24 protein-coding genes are annotated in these 24363 nt (G+C 26.4%); all 24 read right to left on the bottom strand.

Annotation, left to right across the window (positions count from 1 at the left end):
* Positions 1-54 precede the first annotated feature (54 nt).
* Positions 55-1773: a phospho-sugar mutase gene (locus JOC62_RS00425; protein WP_204593184.1), complete on the bottom strand. Its 1719-nt coding sequence runs from the start codon at positions 1771-1773 to the stop codon at positions 55-57.
* 303 nt (positions 1774-2076) lie between these two features.
* The gene (gene galE / locus JOC62_RS00420) at positions 2077-3093 is read right to left on the bottom strand and encodes a UDP-glucose 4-epimerase GalE (RefSeq protein WP_204593183.1); all 1017 of its coding nucleotides are present in this window, start codon (positions 3091-3093) and stop codon (positions 2077-2079) included.
* Positions 3094-3136: 43 nt separating this feature from the next.
* Positions 3137-4240, bottom strand: coding sequence for a UDP-galactopyranose mutase (gene glf / locus JOC62_RS00415; RefSeq protein WP_204593182.1), 1104 nt, complete (start codon positions 4238-4240; stop codon positions 3137-3139).
* A gap of 2 nt (positions 4241-4242) precedes the next feature.
* Positions 4243-5688 carry a flippase gene (locus tag JOC62_RS00410; RefSeq protein WP_204593181.1) on the bottom strand — a complete coding sequence of 482 codons (1446 nt, stop codon included), beginning with the start codon at positions 5686-5688 and terminating at the stop codon, positions 4243-4245.
* 67 nt (positions 5689-5755) lie between these two features.
* Positions 5756-6922: a glycosyltransferase family 4 protein gene (locus JOC62_RS00405; protein ID WP_204593180.1), complete on the bottom strand. Its 1167-nt coding sequence runs from the start codon at positions 6920-6922 to the stop codon at positions 5756-5758.
* Between the two features lie 35 nt (positions 6923-6957).
* Positions 6958-8076, bottom strand: coding sequence for a glycosyltransferase (locus tag JOC62_RS00400; RefSeq protein ID WP_204593179.1), 1119 nt, complete (start codon positions 8074-8076; stop codon positions 6958-6960).
* A 50-nt stretch (positions 8077-8126) separates the two neighbouring features.
* On the bottom strand, positions 8127-8963 hold the full coding sequence (locus JOC62_RS00395; RefSeq protein ID WP_204593178.1) for a glycosyltransferase family 2 protein: 837 nt from the start codon (positions 8961-8963) through the stop codon (positions 8127-8129).
* 18 nt (positions 8964-8981) lie between these two features.
* Positions 8982-10349, bottom strand: coding sequence for a hypothetical protein (locus JOC62_RS00390; protein ID WP_204593177.1), 1368 nt, complete (start codon positions 10347-10349; stop codon positions 8982-8984).
* A 9-nt stretch (positions 10350-10358) separates the two neighbouring features.
* On the bottom strand, positions 10359-11474 hold the full coding sequence (locus JOC62_RS00385; protein WP_204593176.1) for a glycosyltransferase family 4 protein: 1116 nt from the start codon (positions 11472-11474) through the stop codon (positions 10359-10361).
* Between the two features lie 29 nt (positions 11475-11503).
* Positions 11504-12004, bottom strand: a complete 501-nt coding sequence (locus JOC62_RS00380) for an LbetaH domain-containing protein (protein ID WP_204593175.1) — start codon at positions 12002-12004, stop codon at positions 11504-11506.
* 12 nt (positions 12005-12016) lie between these two features.
* Complete coding sequence (locus tag JOC62_RS00375; RefSeq protein WP_204593174.1) at positions 12017-12751, bottom strand: WecB/TagA/CpsF family glycosyltransferase; 735 nt, start codon at positions 12749-12751, stop codon at positions 12017-12019.
* A gap of 22 nt (positions 12752-12773) precedes the next feature.
* Positions 12774-13820 (bottom strand): mannose-1-phosphate guanylyltransferase, encoded by a 1047-nt coding sequence (locus JOC62_RS00370; RefSeq protein WP_204593173.1) that lies wholly within the window; start codon positions 13818-13820, stop codon positions 12774-12776.
* A gap of 15 nt (positions 13821-13835) precedes the next feature.
* Positions 13836-14483, bottom strand: coding sequence for a sugar transferase (locus JOC62_RS00365; RefSeq protein ID WP_204593172.1), 648 nt, complete (start codon positions 14481-14483; stop codon positions 13836-13838).
* A gap of 30 nt (positions 14484-14513) precedes the next feature.
* Positions 14514-15272: a tyrosine-protein phosphatase gene (locus JOC62_RS00360; protein ID WP_204593171.1), complete on the bottom strand. Its 759-nt coding sequence runs from the start codon at positions 15270-15272 to the stop codon at positions 14514-14516.
* 13 nt (positions 15273-15285) lie between these two features.
* Positions 15286-15936: a CpsD/CapB family tyrosine-protein kinase gene (locus tag JOC62_RS00355; RefSeq protein WP_204593170.1), complete on the bottom strand. Its 651-nt coding sequence runs from the start codon at positions 15934-15936 to the stop codon at positions 15286-15288.
* Positions 15937-15945: 9 nt separating this feature from the next.
* On the bottom strand, positions 15946-16656 hold the full coding sequence (locus JOC62_RS00350) for a YveK family protein (RefSeq protein ID WP_204593169.1): 711 nt from the start codon (positions 16654-16656) through the stop codon (positions 15946-15948).
* A 440-nt stretch (positions 16657-17096) separates the two neighbouring features.
* Complete coding sequence (gene srtB / locus JOC62_RS00345) at positions 17097-17771, bottom strand: class B sortase (protein WP_341534784.1); 675 nt, start codon at positions 17769-17771, stop codon at positions 17097-17099.
* Between the two features lie 117 nt (positions 17772-17888).
* The gene (locus JOC62_RS00340; protein ID WP_204593168.1) at positions 17889-19511 is read right to left on the bottom strand and encodes a vWA domain-containing protein; all 1623 of its coding nucleotides are present in this window, start codon (positions 19509-19511) and stop codon (positions 17889-17891) included.
* Between the two features lie 12 nt (positions 19512-19523).
* Complete coding sequence (locus JOC62_RS00335) at positions 19524-20138, bottom strand: hypothetical protein (RefSeq protein ID WP_204593167.1); 615 nt, start codon at positions 20136-20138, stop codon at positions 19524-19526.
* Positions 20138-20800, bottom strand: a complete 663-nt coding sequence (locus JOC62_RS00330) for an LPXTG cell wall anchor domain-containing protein (protein ID WP_204593166.1) — start codon at positions 20798-20800, stop codon at positions 20138-20140. Before JOC62_RS00330 ends, JOC62_RS00335 begins: the two co-directional genes overlap by 1 nt.
* 24 nt (positions 20801-20824) lie before the next feature.
* A complete protein-coding gene (locus tag JOC62_RS00325; RefSeq protein ID WP_204593165.1) occupies positions 20825-21421 on the bottom strand; it encodes a BsaA family SipW-dependent biofilm matrix protein in 597 nt (198 codons plus the stop codon).
* Between the two features lie 21 nt (positions 21422-21442).
* Positions 21443-21958 carry a signal peptidase I gene (locus JOC62_RS00320; protein ID WP_204593164.1) on the bottom strand — a complete coding sequence of 172 codons (516 nt, stop codon included), beginning with the start codon at positions 21956-21958 and terminating at the stop codon, positions 21443-21445.
* A gap of 342 nt (positions 21959-22300) precedes the next feature.
* Positions 22301-23614 carry a sensor histidine kinase gene (locus JOC62_RS00315; protein WP_204593163.1) on the bottom strand — a complete coding sequence of 438 codons (1314 nt, stop codon included), beginning with the start codon at positions 23612-23614 and terminating at the stop codon, positions 22301-22303.
* A 13-nt stretch (positions 23615-23627) separates the two neighbouring features.
* The gene (locus tag JOC62_RS00310) at positions 23628-24341 is read right to left on the bottom strand and encodes a LytR/AlgR family response regulator transcription factor (protein WP_204593162.1); all 714 of its coding nucleotides are present in this window, start codon (positions 24339-24341) and stop codon (positions 23628-23630) included.
* Positions 24342-24363: the final 22 nt, after the last annotated feature.

Below are 24363 nucleotides of genomic sequence, written 5' to 3'. Positions count from 1 at the left end.
TATTTTAAATAATTAAAGCAGCACCAAAATAATAAGTGCTGCTTTTTATAATATTTAAATTTCTATATTTTGCATTATATTCTTTTCAAATTCTATAGCTTTCTTATTGGAATCTTCTAAATCAGATCCAACTACTGCTAAGTATACTTTCATCTTAGGTTCAGTTCCTGATGGTCTTACAACAAACCATGAACCATCTTCTAAAATATACTTAAGTACATTAGATTTAGGTAACTTAACGTCTCTTATTTCTCCTGACTCTAAGTCTTTTTCTACTGATTCTTTATAATCAAAGAATGTCTTGACCTTTACCCCATTAACTTCTTTAATAGGATTTTCTCTTAAAGTATCTAAGCAAGCTTTAATCTTTTCTTGTCCTTCTTTACCTTTAAGTTCAATAGAAATTAAGTTTTCCTTATAGTATCCATATTTTTCACAAAGATTTATAAATCCTTCATAAAGACTTAGTCCCTTACTCTTATAGTAAAGAGTCATTTCAGCAATCATTTGAGCTGCAATAACCGCATCCTTATCTCTTGCATGATCTCCAAATAGACATCCGTAACTTTCTTCAAAACCAAACAAGAATGTGTTACTATTTGTATTTTCAAATCCTGTCATCATCTCACCGATATATTTAAATCCTGTAAGTACATCAAAAAGCTCTACATTATATTCCTTACATATATTTCTTACCATTTCTGTAGTAACTATGGTTTTAATTACAGCACCATTTTCAGGAAGATTATTTAATTCCTTATAAGAATCTAATATGTAGTGAGTAAGTAAAACTCCCATTTGATTTCCTGTAAGTATTTGATATTCTCCTTTAGAATCTTTAACTACCGCTCCTATTCTATCAGCATCTGGATCTGTTCCAAATATTATATCTGGATTTAATTCCTTTGCCATATCAAGAGCAATCTTAAATACTTTTGGATCTTCTGGGTTCGGATATGAAGCTGTCGGGAAATTTCCATCTGGCTTTTCTTGCTCCTTTACTATATGTAGATTTTCATATCCAAGTTCTTTTAATATTCTAGTTACTGGCATTAATCCTGTACCATGTATTGGAGTATAGATAATTTTTAAATCTTTAGCATTTTCTTTCACTAAATCTTTTCTTATAGTATGTCCCTTTAAAGTATCTATAAATTTCTTATCTACTTCTTCTCCTATTATGTTAAGTAGTTTATTTTTTAAAGCCTCTTGTTTTGATATCTTTTTTATATCTTTATAATCAATATTATTTATCTCACTTATTATTGCATTTGCAGCTTCATCTGTTATTTGGCATCCATCTTCTCCATAAACCTTGTATCCATTGTATTCCTTTGGATTATGTGAAGCGGTAAGTACTATTCCAGCTTTGCTCTTAAGTTCTCTTACAGTAAATGATAACTCTGGAGTTGGTCTAAGGCTTTCAAAAAGATTTGCCGTTATTCCATTTGCAACAAGTACAAGAGCTGCGGTTTCTGCGAATTCTGGTGACATATTTCTTGAATCGTATGCAATACTTACTGATATATTATCTTTGTATTTATCTCTTAGATATCTAGCTAGTCCTTCAGTAACTCTACCTACTGTATATATATTAAGTCTGTTAGACCCAGCACCTATTACTCCTCTAAGTCCACCAGTACCAAACTCTAAATCTTTGTAAAATCTATCTTCTATTTCTTTTTCTTCTTTTATTTTTTTAAGCTCATTTTTTATAATCTCATCAAATAAATCATTTTCTAACCAATTATTATATTTATGTTTATAATTCATTTCTTGATCCCCTTGTATTATATATTCAAAAATGCCTCAAATATATAATAATCTATATCATATCTTTGAGGCAGTAATTTAGTTAAGCATTTAATTCTTTATTATTTATAGTATACTCTTTAAATAATCAGTAAATTCTTTTTAATCTTCTATTCTTAGTGCTTATTATACTGTTGCTTCTAAGAAGCTAGCTTATCTACAGCATTATATCTTATACCTTAAAATTATAAGTATACATTATTGTAAAATAGTTAAATACATATTTAGCAGCACAAACTTCCTATATTATTACCTTCTTTATTTTTATTTAAAATTTTTCATACCAATACATTGCCATTTCCAGAAATCTTTGCACATATCCTCTAGACTTTTTTCTGCACACCATCCAAGTTCATTTTTAGCTTTACTTGGATTTGCATAACTTGTAGCTATATCTCCAGCTCTTCTGTCAACTATTTTATAAGGTATTTTTTTACTAGATGCTTTAGAAAATGCATTTATAATTTCTAAGACTGAATAACCTTGTCCTGTTCCCAAATTATAAGTATTTAAACCAGAACCGTTTTTTAACTTCTTCATAGCTGATACATGTCCTTTTGCTAAATCAACAACATGTATATAGTCTCTTACTCCTGTTCCATCAGGTGTATCATAATCATTTCCAAAAACTCTTACATAATCTAATTCTCCATCAGCTACTTTTGATATATATGGCATAAGATTGCTTGGTATCCCATTTGGTAATTCACCAATAAGTCCACTTTCATGAGCTCCAACAGGATTAAAATATCTAAGAAGCACTATATCCCATGACCTATCTGATATATAAATATCTCTTAAAATATCTTCTATCATTGTCTTTGTTCTACCGTATGGATTTGTTGCTGTCATTATAGGTAACTCTTCATATACTGGCATGATATCACTATCCCCATATACCGTTGCTGAAGAGCTAAATATAAATTTTTTTACATTATGCTTTTTCATTGCGATCAAAAGATTTAATGTCCCTATAATATTATTATTATAATATTCTAATGGCTTTTCTACTGACTCTCCTACTGCTTTAAGAGCTGCAAAATGTATTACTGAATCAATATCTTCGTTGTTAAACACTTCATTTATACCATTAAAATCAGTTAAATCTATATTATAAAATTTTATATTTCTCATTGAAATTTCTTCTATAATATCTTTTATTTCTATCCTACTATTAATTAGATTATCAATAACTATAATCTGGTTATTACTATCTTTTAATAATTCGATTATAGTGTGACTTCCTATATAACCTATTCCACCAGTCACTAATATATTCATTATTCTACCCCCTCCAAATTTCAAATGCGCCTTAGTCGTATTTCTAATCAAACTCTTTTTTTACACATTCTAACACTCTTTCAATAACATTATGCATATCATAGTATTTGTATTCTGCAAGTCTACCACCAAATATAATATTTTCCTCTTTATTGGCTAATTCTTTATACTTTTTATAAATTTCATTATTTCTTTCATTATTCACTGGATAATATGGCTCATCACCTTTGTTCCAAGTTGCCGGATATTCTTTAGTTATAACTGTCTTCTTAGAATCGCAATTTTCAAAATGCTTATGCTCTATTATTCTAGTATAAGGTATTTCATACTCTGTATAATTAATTACAGAATTTCCTTGATGATTTTCTTCATCTAATATTTCATTTTCAAATCTTAAGCTTCTATACTCTAATGTTCCAAACTTATAATTATAAAACTCATCAATCATTCCTGTAAATACTACTTTATCAGCTAAAGCTTCTAATTCTTTTCTATTTTGGAAAAAATCTACCTCAAGTTTTACTTCTATTCCAGTTAACATTTTTTCTATTATTTTATTATATCCACCACTAGGAATTCCCTGATAGCTATCATTAAAATAATTATTATCAAAAGTAAATCTTACTGGTAATCTTTTTATTATAAACGCTGGAAGTTCATTGGCTTTTTGTCCCCACTGCTTTTCTGTATAACCTTTAATTAATTTTTCATATATATCATATCCTACTAAACTTATTGCTTGTTCCTCCAAGTTTTTTGGTTCTAATATGTTAGCTTCTTTCTTTTGCTCTTCAATTTTTTCCATAGCTTCCTTTGGAGTTTTTACTTTCCATAATTGATAAAATGTATTCATATTAAATGGAAGATTATAAAGTTCTCCTTTATAATTTGCAACTGGAGAATTTGTATATCTATTAAATTCAGCAAAACTATTTACATAATCCCATACTTCTTTATTACTTGTATGAAATATATGTGCACCATATTTATGTACATTTATACCTTCCACATTTTTACAATAAACATTTCCTCCTATATGTTCTCTTTTATCTATTACTAAACATTTCTTTCCTCTTTTATTTGCTTCATATGCAAAAGTTGATCCAAACAATCCTGCTCCTACTATAATATAATCATATTTTTTCATTATTAAATTCTTCCCCTATCCTTTTTAAATTTTGTTTTTAACAAATTCATTACTTCTATTAAAAATTGATCTTTAAATAAATACATAATAATTATATATATTAAAGCTCCAATAACAACCTCTATAATTGTCCATATAAAACCAATCTTAAACATAGGTAATATAAATATTAGTATTATAAGCATAAAAATAGATCCTATCATAGGTTTTATTATCGTTTTTATTATTCCTTTTATATCAATAAAGTTTCTTAAAAAATATACTTGTGTAGATGTTACAGCAAATTCAGCTAATACAGAAGCGACTGTTGTCCCTACAGACTGAAATTTATTTATAAGTAATATATTTAGAATAAAATTTACTATAGCACCTATTATAACAGAAATTGTAAACTGCTTTTCTTTTCTCATAGGTAACATAACCTGTATTCCTAATATGTTACTCCATCCTATAGCAATCATTAAAACAGAACCAACTTTTAACAAAATATCTATTCCATTAAATGCTTGTCCATAAAACCATACTGAAAATGTATTAGATATTGCTATAAGTCCGAATACCATTGGAAAAGCCATAAAATTAACAAAGCTAAATGATTTATTTATCATCTCTTTTATTTTTTTAATATTTCCTTCTGAATACAATGCGCTCATTCTAGGCAACATTACTACTCCAAGTGATGTTATTAAAGTAAGTGCTAGTTTTATTGTTTTCTGCGAATTTTCATATAGTCCTACTTCTCCAACTCCAACCATATATCCTAGCATAGTTTTATCTAATAATGTGTATACTTGAATGGCTAACTGAGATATAAAAAGTGCTAAAGCAGGTTTTAAATGTTTAATTGAACTTTCAAGTTGCGGTTTATAAAAATCAATTTTATCTTTTAAATTTAACCACATTATAATTTGTCCTATAAAATTACTTCCAGACATTATTATTGCATATTTCCAAACATCTGATTGTTCCTTTACAAAGATAAACACACAAACTATACCTAATATTTTTACTATAGTATTCCTTACTACAACACTTTTCATATCTTCATATCCAATAAAAAACCACGATATATCGAAAACTGTTGATAGTACTATTATAGATTGAATCAAATATATCGCTTTATTGTTATCATTTATTATACAAAATAATACTATATATATAACTAAAGCAAGTATAGTTGTAATAAATTGCAAACAATAAATATTCCAAAATTCTTTAGATAAATTTTCTTTATTATTTTTGGTATATGCAACTTGTCTATTTCCGTATAAAGAAATTCCTATCATACCAAATAAAACAAAATATTGAGCATATGAAGCTGTATATGAATATAATCCAACCCCATCAGGACCTAATACTCTTGATACATAAGGTACTGTTATTATTGGAATAATTATTATAAACATTTGATAAATTGTATTATATAAAAAATTTTTTTTTAAACTCATATATCTTTCTCACTAATTCATATTATTTTTGCACTAACTCATGATTTATATCAAAATATCTTTAATCTTAATATAAATTATTTAACAAATTATTATATCTTTCTGCGAACTTTTCTGTTGTGAAATTTTTGTAATAACATTCTAAATTGGCCAATTTCATCATATCTAATTTTTCTTTATTACTTCCTAATCCTTCTATCTCCTTCACGACCAAATCAATATTATCTAAATCAAATAAACTTATCCCATCGGTGTACTTTGAAACTGTTTTGTTTCCACCAGTATTTGATGCAATAACAGGTACTCCTATTGATAAAACTTCAAGTAGCACCAAATCGAAGTAAGTTCTTCTATTAGGTAATATAAATAAATCTGATGAATTTACAATGGATCCTGGATCATCAGTCCATCCTATATCAATCCATTTTTCATTTTTTAAAGGCTCTATATCTCCAATTCCACCAGTTACAACATAAACATTCATGCCTTTTTCCCAAAGTTTTTGTGTGATCATTTTTAATATATCAAATCCCTTAACTTTATTATGTCTTCCTATATAAGATATTAGGAATGCATCATTCGGAATATTATATTTATTTCTAAATGTTTCCCTATCTAACTTGAATTGTAATTTTTCAACGCCACTCATCATAAATTCTAAGTTCTTATTCTTTATTAACTTTTCAAATCCATTAATAGTTTCTTTATATGGATCCATTGATTCTTCTGAAGGGAATATTATATAATCGGCTAATTCAAATGCCTTTATGTCATAGTTTCTATATAGAAAATTTTTAAGTTTAGTAAAGTTATAATTTGTCTTAAGAGAAGCTCTCAAACTATTCACCTGTTCCTGTGATGGAGCCTCCGGTGAATGTGATGTTAAAATTAATTTAACATTTTTTTTATTTTCTTTTTTATACCTAACTATATCTTTTACATTGTGAAAATGTATAAAATTGCAATCTTCATCTATGTATACTTCTTCTGAATTTTTTTCTTGATTAATCAATTTTTTCTCGTAAACACTTGGTAATTTATGCTTAATTATATTTACTAAACTTTTTTTCACTTTATTTTGTTTATTTATATAAGTTTCTGAATTATAATCTTCAAGTAATTTTATATTTTTTATATTATTTTTTTTTATTCCATCAAAAAGATTATATAAGTATCCTGCTGGACCTCCTGATCTCTTGTTGACTTTATCTCTTATATATATTATAGTTTTCAAAATTATCCTCCTAAAATAATAAAATATTTACTTTACTAATCAATCGCATTATATATTTTTTTCATTATATAATTACTTTCAAATAATTTTATTGGTTCAATAGTTTTACTTATATAGCTTTTATATAAAGTATGATCCTCAAATACTCTAATTATATTTTCAGAAATTTCTTTGTATTCTCCACATTTAACCAATATACCCGCCCCATTATTTAACAACTCTGATGGTCCAGTACAATCTGTTGAAATTATTACTCTGTTCAATGCTAAAGCTTCACAGATAACTAATGGAAGTCCTTCATAATCTGAAGCCATAATATATATGTCTGATTTTGCTATATATGGGTATGGATTTTTAACAAACCCAAGAAACTTTACAGAATCACCTACACCTAAATTTTTAGTTAATTCCATTAAATCATGTTTTAATGGACCTTCTCCTAAAATTATAAGATTATGACTTATACCTCTATCAATAACTTCCTTATGAGCTCTTATTATTAAATCAAACCGTTTAGACTCTATGAGTCTTCCTACAGATACTATATTTTTACCATCAAATTTAAATTCAATTTTTTCTTTTGCTCTTTTTTTTATCTTTTCTATATCTATAAGATTATATATTACCGTTGACTTATCTTCTGTAAAAGGATATAGCGATATTAAAGCATTTCTAACCTCATTTGAAACACATATTATTTTATCAAATTGGTTATATATTGTTTTTTCCTCTTTCATTTTTATTCTTCTTAATCTTCTTAAATCTGTATGAACCCACCCAATCTTTTTAACACTATTACTCTTTATTTTAGAAACTACTTGTGATGAAGGGCCCTCTAGAAACGCAATTTCTGCATAATAATTAGAGTCTATTTTATTTTTAATAATAAAATTACAAAAATATTTAACAATTATTTTTTTAAATATTTTATCCTTTATTTTATCTAAAATTAATATTTTGCTTTTATTATATATATATTTTTTATTGACATTTTTATTTATCTGCTCTATATATACACCAGTATTCTTTATTAAAAGCAAATCTACATCATATTTTGAATATTCTATGTTATTTAGAATATCTATTAATACTTTTTCAGCTCCACCACCTTCAAGTGTTTCCTGTACTATTAATATTTTTTTCTTTTTTCCCAAACATTTCACCACTTTTATTAATTCTTTTTATAATTAAATAAATATTTTAATTAATATGTTTTATATCCATTTATAATTCCCTTTAATCTGTTTAAATGAACTTTCGTTCTATCTAATTTAATAATATTAAAAGATATTATTGCTATAACTTGTTTAATAATTTTTACATTATACTTTTTCTTAATAACTTTATTTTTATATATAGTACTATGTTTTTTAACTAATGCCCCATATCCGACCCCATAAGAATAAATTTTACTTAACTTAATGTCTTCTTTTTCCTCATAAGGATGGTATACTATAGCATCCGGATAATAATAAATATTATTATCCTTATAATAAATTCTTAGTATTAAATCAGTCTCTTCAGCAGACCCATATTTAGATCCTGCTCCAAATTTTTCATCAAATCCATTTACTATACTTAATAATTTTGAGTCAATTACAAGAGCTGAGCTTACAAGATAATTTTCTATAATATCTTCAGTCAATTTTATAATTGAATCATTCATGTCTTTTAAAAATACTTGTCCTGTTATTTTATCCTTTACTTTTCCACCAATGATTGCCGCATTATTATTACTTAAAAATCTATTTATATTTTCTAAAAAATTTTTATCATATTCAGCATCATCATCCAATAAACATATATAATCACCTTTAGCAAACTTTACTCCAATATTTCTAGCATTTGATAATCCATTTGGCATTATATTTATATATCTTACATCATCATATTTTTCTACTATTTTTTTTGTTTTTGTATCTCTACTCTGATCTACTACTATAATTTCATAATTCTTATAACTCTGTAACATAACAGATTCTATACATTTATTTATCAAATCACTTCTATTTATCGTTGCTATAATAATAGAATATTTCATTTTTTCCTCCTTTTTATTTTATTGTCTTTCATTCCTTATATTATATTTATAAGGAAGTAGTATAAATAAGTTCATCATCATAAATACACTTGGAACTTCAAAATATATATCGAATATAGATATAATTATAAAAAATATTATAATTATAGAATCTTCATAGTCTTTTATATAACTTTTGAATACTAATAACATAAAAATAAAACCTATAAATCCTATTTCTGCAAATATAGATATAAAGCTTTGTAACGGAAAACTTAACACAAAGCTTGTATTATGTATGTTTCTCATATAACTTCCTATCATTAAGTCTTGTATATTATATCTATAGTCTTTACTTATAAATGATTCAAAATATTTATCTCTTTCTCCTATATCTTCATGGTAAAAACCATTATAAGCTATATAGTTTGAAGCTTGTGAACTGTACTGGCCTAATCCTTCTCCTATAAAAAATTTATATCCCCTTAATGTATTGAAAGTTCTATCAAAAAAAATATATTTTTGATTATATCTTGGATTGTACACGTATTGAGATACATCTGGAATTTCTTTATTTAATTTATTTTCTACTGCATTAATTTTAAATACATTAATCCCCAAAATTATAATTAATAATATAAAAACTCCTGAAATAACAACAACATTTTTTTTAGATATTTTCTTAATAAAATAATATATAATTAAAGCCACTATAAAAATTGCATATACATGCTTTGCATCATTCATCACAAACATAATAATTACTAGCATATAATTAAATATTACATGAATTTTATTTGATTTTTTGGTATCATTAATTACATATTTTGTATAGTAAAATATCCATAGCGCTAAAAATATTCCATAATAATGCGCACTAATAAAAGAACCTCTAATAGAATCTCCAAACTGTTTTGAAATAATGAATTGAGTTATTCCTATTATAGCTTCAACTACAACTATAATTTCTAAATTTTTAATTAGCTTATACTTAATTAGTGAAGCTTTATTTATTATTAAATATATGCAAACAAAATATATTGAATAAATAGAAAATTCTAATATTAAAGCTAAAATACTACCTTCATGAATTAATATGTCAAATAAAGACTGTATTAAAATATATATTAAAAATATAATTATTATATTTGTTTTTTTATAATAACTTGCTTTATTTTTCTTTATTAATAATATGAATATTACAATCAAAACAGCTAAAAATTGTACTGCTTTTGATGGAATTAAAAAAGAATAAAGTAAAAATGTAACATCATCAATATTAGAGAGCATATAAAAAATAACATTTATCAGAAACAACGCTACATATATTGATTCTTTATTTAATACACTTGCTACAATACCTATTAAAAGCAAAGATAAATTTAAAAAATTAATACTCTTATTCATATCTTAAATTCACCTCTCTAAATTCCTAAGTAGTTTATTAGCTTCTTCTTTCCAAGAAAAATCTTTAGCTCTAATGTATCCATTGCTAATAATTCCTTTTTTATCTTCGTCATTCATATTCAACAATTTCATTATTTTCAATTTTAAACTTTCTTTATTATTTTCAAACAATATTCCATTACCTTCCAGAACTTCTGGTATAGATGAAGTATTCGCACCAATTACTGGAACACCCACTGACATTGCCTCTATTATAGGTATTCCAAATCCTTCATAAATAGATGGGAACACAAATAATTCTGCCATATTGTATACATATGGTAAATCTTCATCATCTACAAATCCTGTAAATATAATATCTTCCTCAAGATTATTTTCCTTTATCTTATTTATTATATTATTATACTTCCATCCCTTTCTACCAACTAAAACCAATTTAAAATTAATTCCATATTCTTTTTTTAGTTCTATGTATGAATCTATTAATAACATTACATTTTTTCTAGGCTCTATAGTCCCTAAGCATAAAATATATTTAAAATTCAAATTATACTTCTTGGATACTTCATTAGCCCTATCTAAATCAAACTTAAAGTCAATAAATTTTTCATCTATCCCATTAAAAATAATATCTATTGGAATATTATTTTTATTAAATATTTTATTTATATCTCTTTTAGAACTTTGTGACACTGTTACTATTCTTTCACTATTAATTAGTGCCTTTCTAATTAATAGCTTAAATAAAATTAGTCCCTTTTTAGACATAGTTTCTGGAAATAACCATGCAGTCATGTCATGAATTGCATTTACTATTCCTTTTCTAAAAAATAAAACTGGTGCTGGAAATGCCAAAAATATATATTTATCTGCCTTAATTTTATATAATTTTAATGGTAATATTATTTGAGTTGTTATTAATTTATTTTTCCCTTTTATAACTTTAACTTTAACATTATTTTTATTTATAATATCTTTAAATTCTTTATATATTTCATTTTTAAATATGAGTATATATTCATTTTTAAAATCGTTAATAATTAAAGATTTACTTATATTTAAAGTAAATCTCTCAATACCTGAAAAATTATCATTAAGACTCGTTAAATCCAAAAGTATTTTCATCAATTTTATATCCTTTCATAATCTTGCAATTAGGATTTTTCAATTATTCTTTGCTCACTAACAACTGTGGTATTTTTCTTTATATTCTTAAATACCACTGCATTAGCTCCTATTTTACAATTATCACCTATAATTATTTGACCAATAATTTTCCCACCGGTCCCTATATATACATTATTACCTATAGTCACCGCTAAACTTTTTTCTGAATGCTCATTTATTCCAACTGTAACTCCGTTAAATATAGTACAATATTCTCCTACTTTAGCACTACTCGCTATAATTATTTCTTTTGGATGTACTATTCTCATACCTTTTCCTATTGTGGATTCATAATTAATCTCAATACCAAAAACAATATCAATAAATATTTTTTGAAAAACTTTAATAAATATTAAAATAATTTTTTTTATAACTTTATTTATTTTAGAATAGTAAATCTCATTTCCTATCCTATATATGAATAATATAAAAATTGGAGTTATTCTATAATTATTCACCTTGGCATCTTCTTTTAGTTTTTCAAACATACTTACCTCACTTTAATATTTATTTATTAATTTTATTATTTTCAAATCATCAACTATATATCTTTTAAACATTCTTTTAGGTTCTTTACACAATCTATAAAACCATTCTAATCCATAATTCTGCATCCACTTCGGAGCCCTATTTATATTCCCAGCTTCAAAATCTATACTAGCTCCTATAGCCAATGAAATTGGTACATTTAATTCATCTCTATATTTGTATATAAATTTTTCTTGTTTTGGAGCCCCAAGCCCAATCGCTAATATATCTGGTTTTACTTCATTAATGATTTTAACTATTTCTTTAATTTCATTATCTTTTTTTTCAAAGCCATAACTTGGTGAATATGTACCAACTATATTTAGTCCTTTATATTTTTCCTTTAAATTTTCTGCCGCCTTATATGCAACTCCCTCAGCAGCTCCTAATAAAAATATTTTATACCCTTTAATACTTGCTAATTCACATACTTTAGGAAAAAAATCTGAACCTGATACTTTCTCTTTTATAGGATTCCCTTTTAATTTTGATATCCATATCAAAGGCATTCCATCAGTCAATATTAAATCAGCATTTTTATATACATCTTGAAATTCCTTATCTGTTTCTAATTTAACTATATGGTCTACATTTGGAGTAACTATATAACTTGGTTTTCCATTTTGTATAATCTTATCTACAACCTCAATAGATTCATCCATAGTTAAGTTATCTACTTCTATATTGAGAAATTTAATTCTACTCATCTTTACCAACACTTTCTATTTATTATAAAACTTCTTTGTAATCTCTTAAATTATCCATATAATCTTTATTTACTATAAATATTGTATCCTCTGTCTCAACAGTCATAGTATCTTCTATTCCTATCATTACAATTTTCTTATTATTATTTATAGCCATATTTGACTTTGATTCAATCACCTTTACATTTTCAGTTACTATATTATTATCTATATCTTTTTCCTTATATCTTTCAACAGACTTCCAAGTTCCTATATCATCCCAATTTATATTACTTGGAATTACATATATATCATTTGATTTTTCAAGTACTGCATAGTCTACTGAAATTACTTCAGTCCGTCTATAATTTTCATTTATAGTTTCTTGAAGTCTTTTTTCTTCCACAATTTCAATTTCCTTTAATGCCTCATATGTGCTTGAACTAAATTCTCTTATTTGTGTTATTATATTCTCTACTGTCCATATAAACATTCCACCATTCCAAAGATAAGAACCATTTTCTAAATATTCCTTAGCAACTTCTAAACTTGGTTTCTCAACAAACTTTTCCACCTTTATTACTTCATTTTCATTAACACTTACTTTATCATTTGTAAATTTAATATATCCGTATCCTGTTTCTGGTCTATTTGGCGTCATACCAAGAGTAATTATAGAATTACTATTTTCTTTTAAATACTCTTCTCCATTTAATATTATATTTCTAAATCTTTCTTCATCTTTTATTAAATGATCTGAAGGTAATACTACCATGGTTGCATCTTTATAATACCTTTTTATAACTAATGCGGATAAAGCTATACATGGAGCTGTATTTCTGCCTTCTGGTTCTACAATTATATTTCTTTCTGGAAGTTCTGGTAATTGTTCTTTAACTAAAGACACATATCTCTCGCCAGTACATACAAATATTCTTTCTATTGGTATTATTGGTTTTATTCTATTAATAGTCATTTGTATCATAGTGTTATCACCAATAAGATTTAAAAATTGCTTTGGTTTTTCCTCTGTAGATAAAGGCCAAAACCTTGTACCTTTACCTCCTGCCATGATTAAAGCACATAACATATTACATTTCATCCCCTATCTAGCATTTTCATCTCCAAACAGTACAAATACTGTCTTAAAAATTAATTTTATATCAGTTACAGTATTTCTTTCTCTCACATACCTTATATCAAGATTCATCCAATCCTCAAAGTCAATGTTATTACGCCCTGAAACCTGCCAGTAACATGTAATTCCAGGTTTAACTTCAAGTCTCTCCATCATCCAAGATTCAAACTGTTCTACTTCTTTAGGTAATGATGGTCTTGGCCCAACAAGACTCATATCCCCCTTAAGCACATTAATAAGCTGAGGCAGCTCATCAATACTTGTCCTTCTAATAAACTTACCTATCTTAGTTACTCTTGGATCTTCCTTCATCTTAAACATTGGGCCTGACATCTCATTTTGCTCTTGTAGCTTTACCTTTAACTCCTCAGCATTTTGAACCATTGATCTAAATTTATACATTTTAAATATTATGTTATCTTTACCAACTCTATCTTGGGAGAATATAATTGGACCTTTTGACTCCTGCTTTATTAATATACTAACTACTAAAAATATTGGACTTAAACATATAATTCCACATAGAGATCCAATTATATCTATTACTCTTTTACTTATATTATATAAAGTAGTATTTTTTTCTCCCACGGTATCTCTTACTTCCGCTTTTTCCAAAGCACATTCCCCCTATCATAATTTTATCTATTATCTAAAAAAGAACCCCTTTTTCTTCTTTATCATCTTTCCTTTAAACTGAATTTCTTCATTAGCTAAAAGTTTATTAGAATTATCTAAGAATATATTTTCCAAACCCTTATTCTTCTTAAATATCTCTTGATATTCTTCTTTAATTCCAGTATTTCTACTGCTATTATTATGAGCATCACTTCCAATAAAAGAATAAATATTATTTTTTATCAACGTTTCTGCTGTCTTCTTAACATCTTTTCCGAAGAACCCTCTTATACTTCCTGCATTTAGTTGGAAAAGACAACCTTCTTCAATAAAAGGATTTAATATTCCAGGATTTTTTATAGCTTCTGAATATCTTTCTGGATGAGCTATTATCGGAGTAATTCCTCTAAGTTTAAGCTCGTACATATAATCTGCTGCTTCACTTGGAATCCTCCTCATAGGAAATTCTACAAGCATATATTGTCCCCCATTTATAGTACCTATAAATCCTTCTTCCAAATCTTCAATAATCCTGTCTGAATAATAAACTTCTTGTCCATAATGTATATTTATATCTAGACCCTCTGACTTTAGTAAATCCTTAAAATACTTAACTACTTTCTTAACTTCGCTATAAGGCGTCTCAAAACAGCCTCTTCTATAGTGAGGAGTGGCTACTATATCTTTAGTTCCTTCTTCATAAGATCTTCTTATCATATCTAATGACATTTCCAACTTTTTTGGACCATCATCTATTCCAGGTAATATATGAGAATGAATATCTACCATAAATACCTCCTAATTAATTACCATAGTAGTAGTAGTATTTACCTTTACTACTTTCTCCGCCATTTAGTACAGTTCCTAAGATATTAGCATTAACTTTATCTAATGCTGCCTTAGCTGATATTACTGATTCTTTCTTTGTTCTTTCTGCTCTAACAACAAGTATTACTCCATCAACCTTAGTTGAAAGTATCTGAGCATCAGTTACAGCATGTACTGGAGGAGTATCTAAAATTATTACATCATATTTTTTTCCTAATTCATCAAGTAAATTTTCTAATGCCTTTGACCCTAAAAGCTCTGATGGATTTGGTGGCACCTTACCAGCTGGTAATATATCTAAATAATCATTTCTCTTTATCAGTGCCTTATCTAATTTCCCATTATCTAATATTACATCTGAAAGTCCTATATTATTAGAAACTCTAAACTTCTTATGTATACTAGGCTTTCTTAAATCACAATCTATAAGTAAAACTCTCTTTTCATCCTGAGAAAATGTAAGTGCAAGATTACCTGTTGTAGTTGACTTACCTTCTCCTGGCTCTGAACTTGTAACTAACATTCTCTTTATCTTTTTATCAATAGATGAGTATTGTATATTAGTTCTTAATACTCTATAGCTTTCTGCTGGTATTGATTTTGGTTTCTTTTCAACTATAAACATCTTATCACCTTACTTTCTATATTTTGATCTTCTAGCACTTGGATCTTCAGAATCTAATTCTGGTATAACACCTATAACTGGAATGTCTAATGCTTTTTCAAGTTCTTCCTTTGACTTATATGTGTTGTCCATAAATTCTAGAAGAAGTGATAATCCTATACTCACCATAAGTCCAAGTACAAAGGCTATTAGTATGTTAAGTTTCTTATTAGGACTAATTGGATCTTCTGGTATCTTAGCCTTTTCTATGATTTGAATATTACCATTTGGAATAAGTTTTTTTGATTCCTTTATAAACTCCTCAGTAATATTTTTGACTATATCTACAGCTTCAGTCTTATCTGTTCCTGTATAAGATATTTCTAATATTTGAGTGTCAGCTCTAGGCGTAACCTTTAAATTTTTCTCTACATCTTTAGTTTGTTCATCTATGTTACCCTTCTTAAGAGCTTTCTCCATTAGATCATCAGTTTTTATAATTTCGGCATATGTAGTAATAAGCTTTTGGTACATCATTACATCATTACTGTCATACTTCTCTGTTTTACTTTCTTGTTTTCCTATGAATAATTTAGTCGTGATTTCATACTTAGGTTTAATCACTAAAAAACTAATTAGCGCAGCTATTATTGTAAATGCTAAAGTGATTGTAATAATCATCTTATATCTCTTCTTTAGCGCATCTAATATTTCACTAATATTTATGTTTTCTTCCTTCATTTACTTTCCCCCATCTTAACATTTCATTTATTATGATTATTTCACACATTTAACATCAAATGTGTTTTTTTTACAAATACTAAACAATTATAACATAAAATTAGTCTTTTTTCTCGGCATACTTATGTTTAAATTTGATGCATTTTATCTTTTTTTTACGTTTTGTTCATCATTTATTCATTTTTATAGTAACAATCTAATTCCTTATATATGTTACTATACTTTTTTATCACAGTTAATTACTTTCGTTTTACAATTTTTGTACTAAATCACTTTCTTTTTTATTTTTATTAATTATAATTAAACTTTTTATTAATTTAAATTAAACAATCAATTAACTTATTTGATAGATCACAATTTGTAATTTTGATAACGTTTTTATTTATAAATTAATATCCCTATTTATAAGAAAAAGAAAAGTAGTATTAAAATTTTTAATACTACTTTTCTCTTTTTAATCTCCCATGAACAACCATCCTAGCATCATCATTCTCATAACTACATGTACTTAAAGTTACTATCCTATCATTACTTATAATATCTGTATCTCTACTAAAAATAGATTTTTCTTTAATTTCTTGTAGATACTTTAAATACTCATCATCATTTCTAAAATTAAATTTAAATTCTACGTTATTTGCATCATTTACATATGCTGAAAATATTTCGTATTCATATACTTTTCCATCTATAGTTAAAATAATTGTATTATTATTCTTCCAAAACTCATCATCTTTAAATTTCATAAGATTTTGAAACATGCTTTTATTTTTCATGTTGTGTCCATAGATTACTATATTTTTGTCTTTATCTATATCATTTTTATAATCTATAAAAATAGCCCCTGAGCTACTTTCTTTCTTATTAAAATCATGATTTAAGTAAAAATGATTATCTTTTCCTTGTACTACCGGATAGTTTATATTGGTATTAGGTATCTCTATCCACATCTTATAATCTTCATTTATTTTCATTAGCTCTTTACTAAAATCATTACTATTACTTTTCACATCTTGAATTTTTTCATATGTGTTTTTACTTTTATTATAATCATTTATCTTTGTTACAACTTTATATAAAGAAAAGATTATTGCTATTATAAGCAATATATTTATAACTTTTTTAATAGTAATACCCTCCCTTAAACTGATAAATCATAAAAAATAAGCCCTGAAAATTCAGAGCTTATTTAAAAAGAGTTATTTACTCTTACAGTTACCTTTAGTTCCAGATTATTTTGCAAGTTGTAGCACATTTTCCTCTTCGGCTTTATCATAAAAATATTTATCATTTACATACTTATTTACAACTTTGATTGTAATATTATTATTTGTATTATTTATTGTAAATTTATTATCTTTTATCATATCTTTATTTAACTTAGTGCTGCCTACATATATATCTTCAAGCTCATAATTCATTGGAACTATTTCTCTTATATCATATTCTCCAATATTTAAGAAATCTTTAGATTTTAAGTTTTCTGATGATACCTTTGCATCACTATGCTTTAATGTGAAGTTCAAAATTTTTGTTTCTCCACCTTTCAGCTTAATACTATACTCACCTATATTATCTTTTCCAGTTAGTGAAATATTAAAGTTATCATCTTTAGGCGTTGTTAAACCTGTATTATTCTTAACTTCTTTTATAACCGTAATTGTTCCCTTCTTATAAGGTACCTTTACTGCTGGTTTCTCAAAGGTTATTGTATTTTTATTTCCATCTGGATCTTTGTAATCCATAGTAGCTTTTACATTCGTTGGTATCTTATCATCACCAATTCCATAATACTCATCTTTAAGCCTAATCTTAAATCTAATTATTCTACCTTCAGTACCAATATTTCCAAGATCCCAAGAAAGCTTATTTCCAATTACTGTTGGCTTTATATTTAGTTCCTCTAGTTCCCCATCTTTCAATGGCTTATACACTTTAGCATCAGCTCCATTATTTACGATTTCAAACTCTTTTGTAACTTCGTCTGTTATAATTGCACCATTTGCCATTGCTGTTTCTGTTTTTATATTATCTGCTATTTTAGCATATATTCCATCTAAATTTATTTCTTTTCCTTCTATAAAATGTGGTCCTGCTTCTTGATTTTGCACTCGTCTCAAGAAACTTCTTGCTTCTTCTTTTTCATACCAGCTTACATTTCTTATAAGTCCTATTGAGTATGCATTAATTCCATTATATTTTGCAACAACACTATTATAAGCAGATACAGCACTTTCAACAGCATCTCTACCACTTGAAGTTTTATTTGGTAATCCATCAGTAAAGAATAACACATATTTATTTGCACCTTGTCTTGCCTTAGCTAACTGGTCATACGCTTTTAACCATGCTGCTTGAGCGTTTGTTCCACTCCATAATAATTCTGCATCACTTATCTTCCTATTTATATTTTCTGCATTATTCGAAAAATCATGAAGAACACTTGCACTACCTGAAAATCCAATTACTGATATTCTTGAATCTTTTACCCCTTTTTCTTCATCAAGTATACTGCTTGTAAACCTCCTCATAGCATTTTTAAGGTCTCTCATATCATTTTCCATACTACCTGATGTATCCATTATCATTACTATATCTACAGGAACAGTTTTAGTTGTTGGAGTTCCTGAAACCTTTAGTTCTATTTCATATTCTCCCTCAACTCCTGTTGGTGTTGCTGTTTTACTATTTTTTATACCATTAGTTTCTTGCTCTCTATTAATTTTATCTTGCTTACTACTATTAGCTTGACTATATGGCTCTGCCATTGCATTTATCAAAAAGCAATTACATAATATAAAAGCTAGAGATATAGCCATCTTTTTAAATTTAAATTTTCTTTTCTGTTTTCTCATATAGCTACCTCCCTACTCTTTATTACATAATTTATCTAGCATATTCTTTATAGTATCATTTAAGTTTTTCCAAGTTGCATTATATCCACCAACAGTAGCTTGAACTGCTTCAGTCCTTACATCAACAATTACCTTTTTACCTTTATATCTTTCCTTTAACTCCACCGGAACACTAAGCTCAACTGAATCTAATATTGCTTGAGTAACTTCATTTTCAGACATTATCTTATTGTAGTAGAAGTATCCATCATTTCCATCAACCCAAAGATTTCCCTCACGTTCTGAAAAACTTAGGTTAATATAATTTGTATCTCCAGCCCATGTATTTCCTTTCTCATCTACCCATCTCTTCTGTATGCTAATTCTTATAAGAGCAGGTCCAGTGCTATTATTTTGAACTTGAACTAGCTTTTTATGAGAAGTCCCATTCCAATCAGTAGGAGGTTTAAAATCTTCCTCAATCTCCACATCTATATTAGCTACACCCAAGTTATTTGTTTTGCTATCAAAGTCTCTAAACCAACCAACTATCTCCTTACCTTGAGCATATACCTTTGTAATTAATCCTCCTGGGAATAGCATTGTGATTCCAATTACTGAACATATAATCAATTTACTTTTCTTCATTATGCCTTTCTCCCCTTTCTATTAATTACCTTAAATACAATAAAGCATGAAACAATAGCTATCAAATATCCTAGAATTCCATTATCTCCTGTTTGTGCTGGTTTACTTGTTGAATTATTGTTTGATTGATTATTATCTTGAGGAATTCTTCCTGTAGGTTTGGTTCTTACAGCTGTAAATATCCATTTAACCTCTCCAGATTTATTTTTATATTCATTTCCTGTACTCTGTCCATCAAGGTCTACTTCTGCTACTAGCTCCTTACTTTCTCCTGGATTTATTTTTCCAAGCGAAACATTCTCCTTTATACTATGCTCACCAGTAGCATCACCTTCATGTAAATTACCATCATTACGATCTATCTTCATCTTTAACTTTTCTAATAGATCGTATTCTTCTTTTTCACTTATTCTTTCAGCTCTCATGAATATTTCATAAGAATCTGTAAATTTATTGCTCAATACCAACCTTCTTTTTATTTTATCTCCTGGAACCATACCCCTAAATTCTAAAAAAGGTTCATTGCCAGGAATATATACTATACCATTAGCATTCCCCTCTAATTCAACATTAGGGGGTGCAAGCTCTGCTGCATCCCCTATAGTTCCAGTTATTAAAAGAAGTGATAAAGATAATATTAATATCTTAAAAATATTCTTCATTATCTCACTCCTTTATTTTTAATATTAATTACCTAAATTCTTTATAACGTCTGGTGCAGTTGTCCAAGCACTGCTTACTGCTCCATTTGAAGCTTGTATACCTTCAGCTTTAACTATTACATCATATCCTACATTTTTGTAATTATTGTCAGCTTGAGAGCTTAATTTAACACTATCTAAAAGATATTCTGTAGCTGTACCAGCTGCAACAACTCCGTTGTAATAGAAGTATCCATCTTTCCCATCAATCCATTTATTAGTTTCAGGTGTTTCAGTTAAATTTTGATATTTTAATTCTATGAAATCAAGATTTAAGTTTTTACCATCTGTGTTTGTTGTCCATTCCTTTTCAAACTTAACTCTAATAATCTGATCGTAACTAGCTGTATTTTTAACTTTAGCATCTTTATTTACATCAGTTCCTGGTAATACCTTACTTGCTAACTCATTATCAAATACTTCCTCTATTTTTATTCCATTAGTTTCATCTATTCCATTGCCTTGTGTTGCAAAGCTATTAGGAACTTCAGCGTTATCTGTAAACCACGCAAGTGATCCTCCAACTACTCCAACCATTAATCCTACTGCTAAACATAACCCTATAATTTTTTTCTTTCCCATAAAACCCTCCATAAAATTAAATTAATCTTTATTTTTAATTGCCTTAGCCCCCTTATAAAACGTGCCAAAACATAAATAAGCTATTATTAAAATGACTATGACTACTCTATACTGATTTATAAAGCTCATAACCTTTCCCATATAAGGAATATCAAATACTACCTTTCCAACCAAAAGGTTTCCATCAATAAGCATAGGATCTAAAACATCATTAGCATCCCCCTTTGTTTGGAATTTAATATTTTTATCCTTTTCTATCACTTCAACAACTCTATGTGTTGTTAAGTTGCTTGTACTATTTCCTTTAAAGGTTATAATATCCCCTTCTTTTACCTCACTATCATCTATTTCCTTAACAACAATAAGATTTCCAGGATTTATAGTTGGACTCATACTTCCGGTCAAAACATCATAAAACTTATACCCAAACAATCCAACATTACTTAAAATTGATATAACCATAAAGATAAATACTATTGCTATAACAATATAAGAAATAATATCCTTAACTAATTTCCCCTTACTCTTCTCTCTCATTTAATCACCATTATTTCTAAAACTTAACCCTTTATATTTTTATCATTTATTAAAATTTGCAACAACATATTTGTAATTAATAACATTTAATTTGTTCCAAATAACAAAAGCATTAATATAGTCTCATATATTTTTATCTATTTTATACAAATCTTAATCTTCTGATTTGTATACTATAATCACTATTTCTCTTAAAATTTAGTTCTCTATATTTTTATCATCCATTAAAATCCATAACAACATATTTGTAATTAACAACCTATAATTTGTTCTAAACAGCAAAAAAGCATTAATAAGAACTATTAAGTTCTTATTAATGCTTTACCTCTATAAAATTTCAATTTATATTTTCATTATTAATTTTGCTATAAATATATCTTTTTTATCTTTTAAAATTAATTCCCCATTATACTTTTCAATACTTTGCCTAACGTTGTCTAAACCTATACCATGAAACTTTTTATCATGCTTTAACGTTATGAACTTATTATTTTTGATTACTACATTCTCTGAGTTGGAATTCTCAACCTTTATCATAAAAAAATCATTTGATATTCTTGATTCAATTTTTATAACTTTTTTAATACTATAATCTTTTATTCTCTCACATGCCTCTATAGCATTGTCTAAAAGATTTCCATATATAATGCATAAATCTAAATCATCTATTGATATATCATTTCTTATTTCAATATCAAAATATATATTAATATTTTTCTTCTTACAAATAGCCCTTTTGCTTACGCATATAGCATCTATTATTTTATTGTCACATATTAAGATATCGTTATTAATCTTATTAAAAACTTTATCAATATTTCTAATATAATCTTCTAACTTCTCATATTCATTCTTTTTAATTAACGCTGATATGATATTGTTATGATTGTTCATATCGTGTTTAACTTTAATAACATTATTATAGTGCTTTTCTAGCTCATTATAATAATTTAATTGTTCTTTTATAAGCTGATCTAATATTAACTTTTCTTCCCTCATTTTCCTTAATTTAAATCTATATTCAGATTGAGAAATCATTAAATAACTAGTAAATACCCCTACAATAGAAAATAATAATAAGAAAATATTAATTTCACTAGAGTTTCCCACATAATAATCATGATTTAATAACTTTAAATTAATCATATATATAATAATCAAAGAAATATTATTTATGAATATTTCTTTTTTCTTATATTTTATACATACTATCTTTTTATCTTTTATAATCATAGAAATAATCATTTTAAGCCATATAATGATTAATATTATATATACTACTAAATAAAATAAATTGAACTTTGTATTATTATTTACTCCTAAATTATATTTTTGAAAAATTATAACTATACAAAAGGTTATATTTTGTAAGTTTATTAACGCTATAGCTACCATGCCTATACTATATATAATAGATAATTTTTCCTGAATATAAATAGAACTTATAAGTAAAATAACTGAAAAAAATAATATATATTCTAAAATATAATTACTTAATTCAGAATACATAGAAGATGTACCCAGAAGAGCAACTAATAAAAGAGCTATGATATTTTGCCGAATTCCACCATTTTCTGAAACTAAATTATTAACTAACTTAAAGCTATAACTTAAAACTATAACTAATATAAAAATCCTTAATATAATTTCTACCATTTATATTCTTTCCTCAAACTAATTCTAGATAATCAAAAAAAGACTCTTTTAAATTCTGTTTATATTTTCTCCCAATAGGAATTATTTCTCCGTTTATTAAAGTTATATCATTTCCATCTATCTCTTTTACTTTTGAAATATTTATAACATATCCTCTATGACATCTGATAAATCCTTTATCTAATAAATCATTCTCTATATTCTCTATTTTTTCATAATACTCCAACTGTTGCTTGTCCATATAAACATTTATCTTTCTTTTATTTATTTCAAAGTAATATATATCACCCAAATTAATAAATTGTTTTTTTCCACATCTATTTATTTCATAAAAACCTCTATTACTATTTCTGATATCTAATGCCCTATACAATTCTTTCTTTATTTTCTCTTCACTTGCTGGCTTTAAAATATAATTTACTGCCATTATTTCATATCCATTAAAAACATATTCTTTTGTGCTACTTAATATTATAAATTTAACTGATTTGTCTATATTTAATATCTTCTTTGCTATATCTATTCCATTGTATTTTCCAAGCATTATATCTAGAAAAATCACATTATATTCTGGAGTATCTCTTTTGTATAATTTAATTAGTTCTTCTGCATCACTAAAGCATTCTGTATTAATAACAATATTATTGTCTAATGATATTTTTTCTATTATACATTTAAGATAATTTAAATCATGTATTTCATCATCACATATAGCTATATTAATCATATTATCTCCAATCCTTCAGTTA

Origin of the sequence: Clostridium sardiniense (assembly GCF_016907995.1) — a bacterium.
In the GTDB taxonomy this organism is placed as follows: Bacteria; Bacillota; Clostridia; order Clostridiales; family Clostridiaceae; genus Clostridium; species Clostridium sardiniense.
This window is presented reverse-complemented; position numbering and strand designations above follow the sequence as displayed.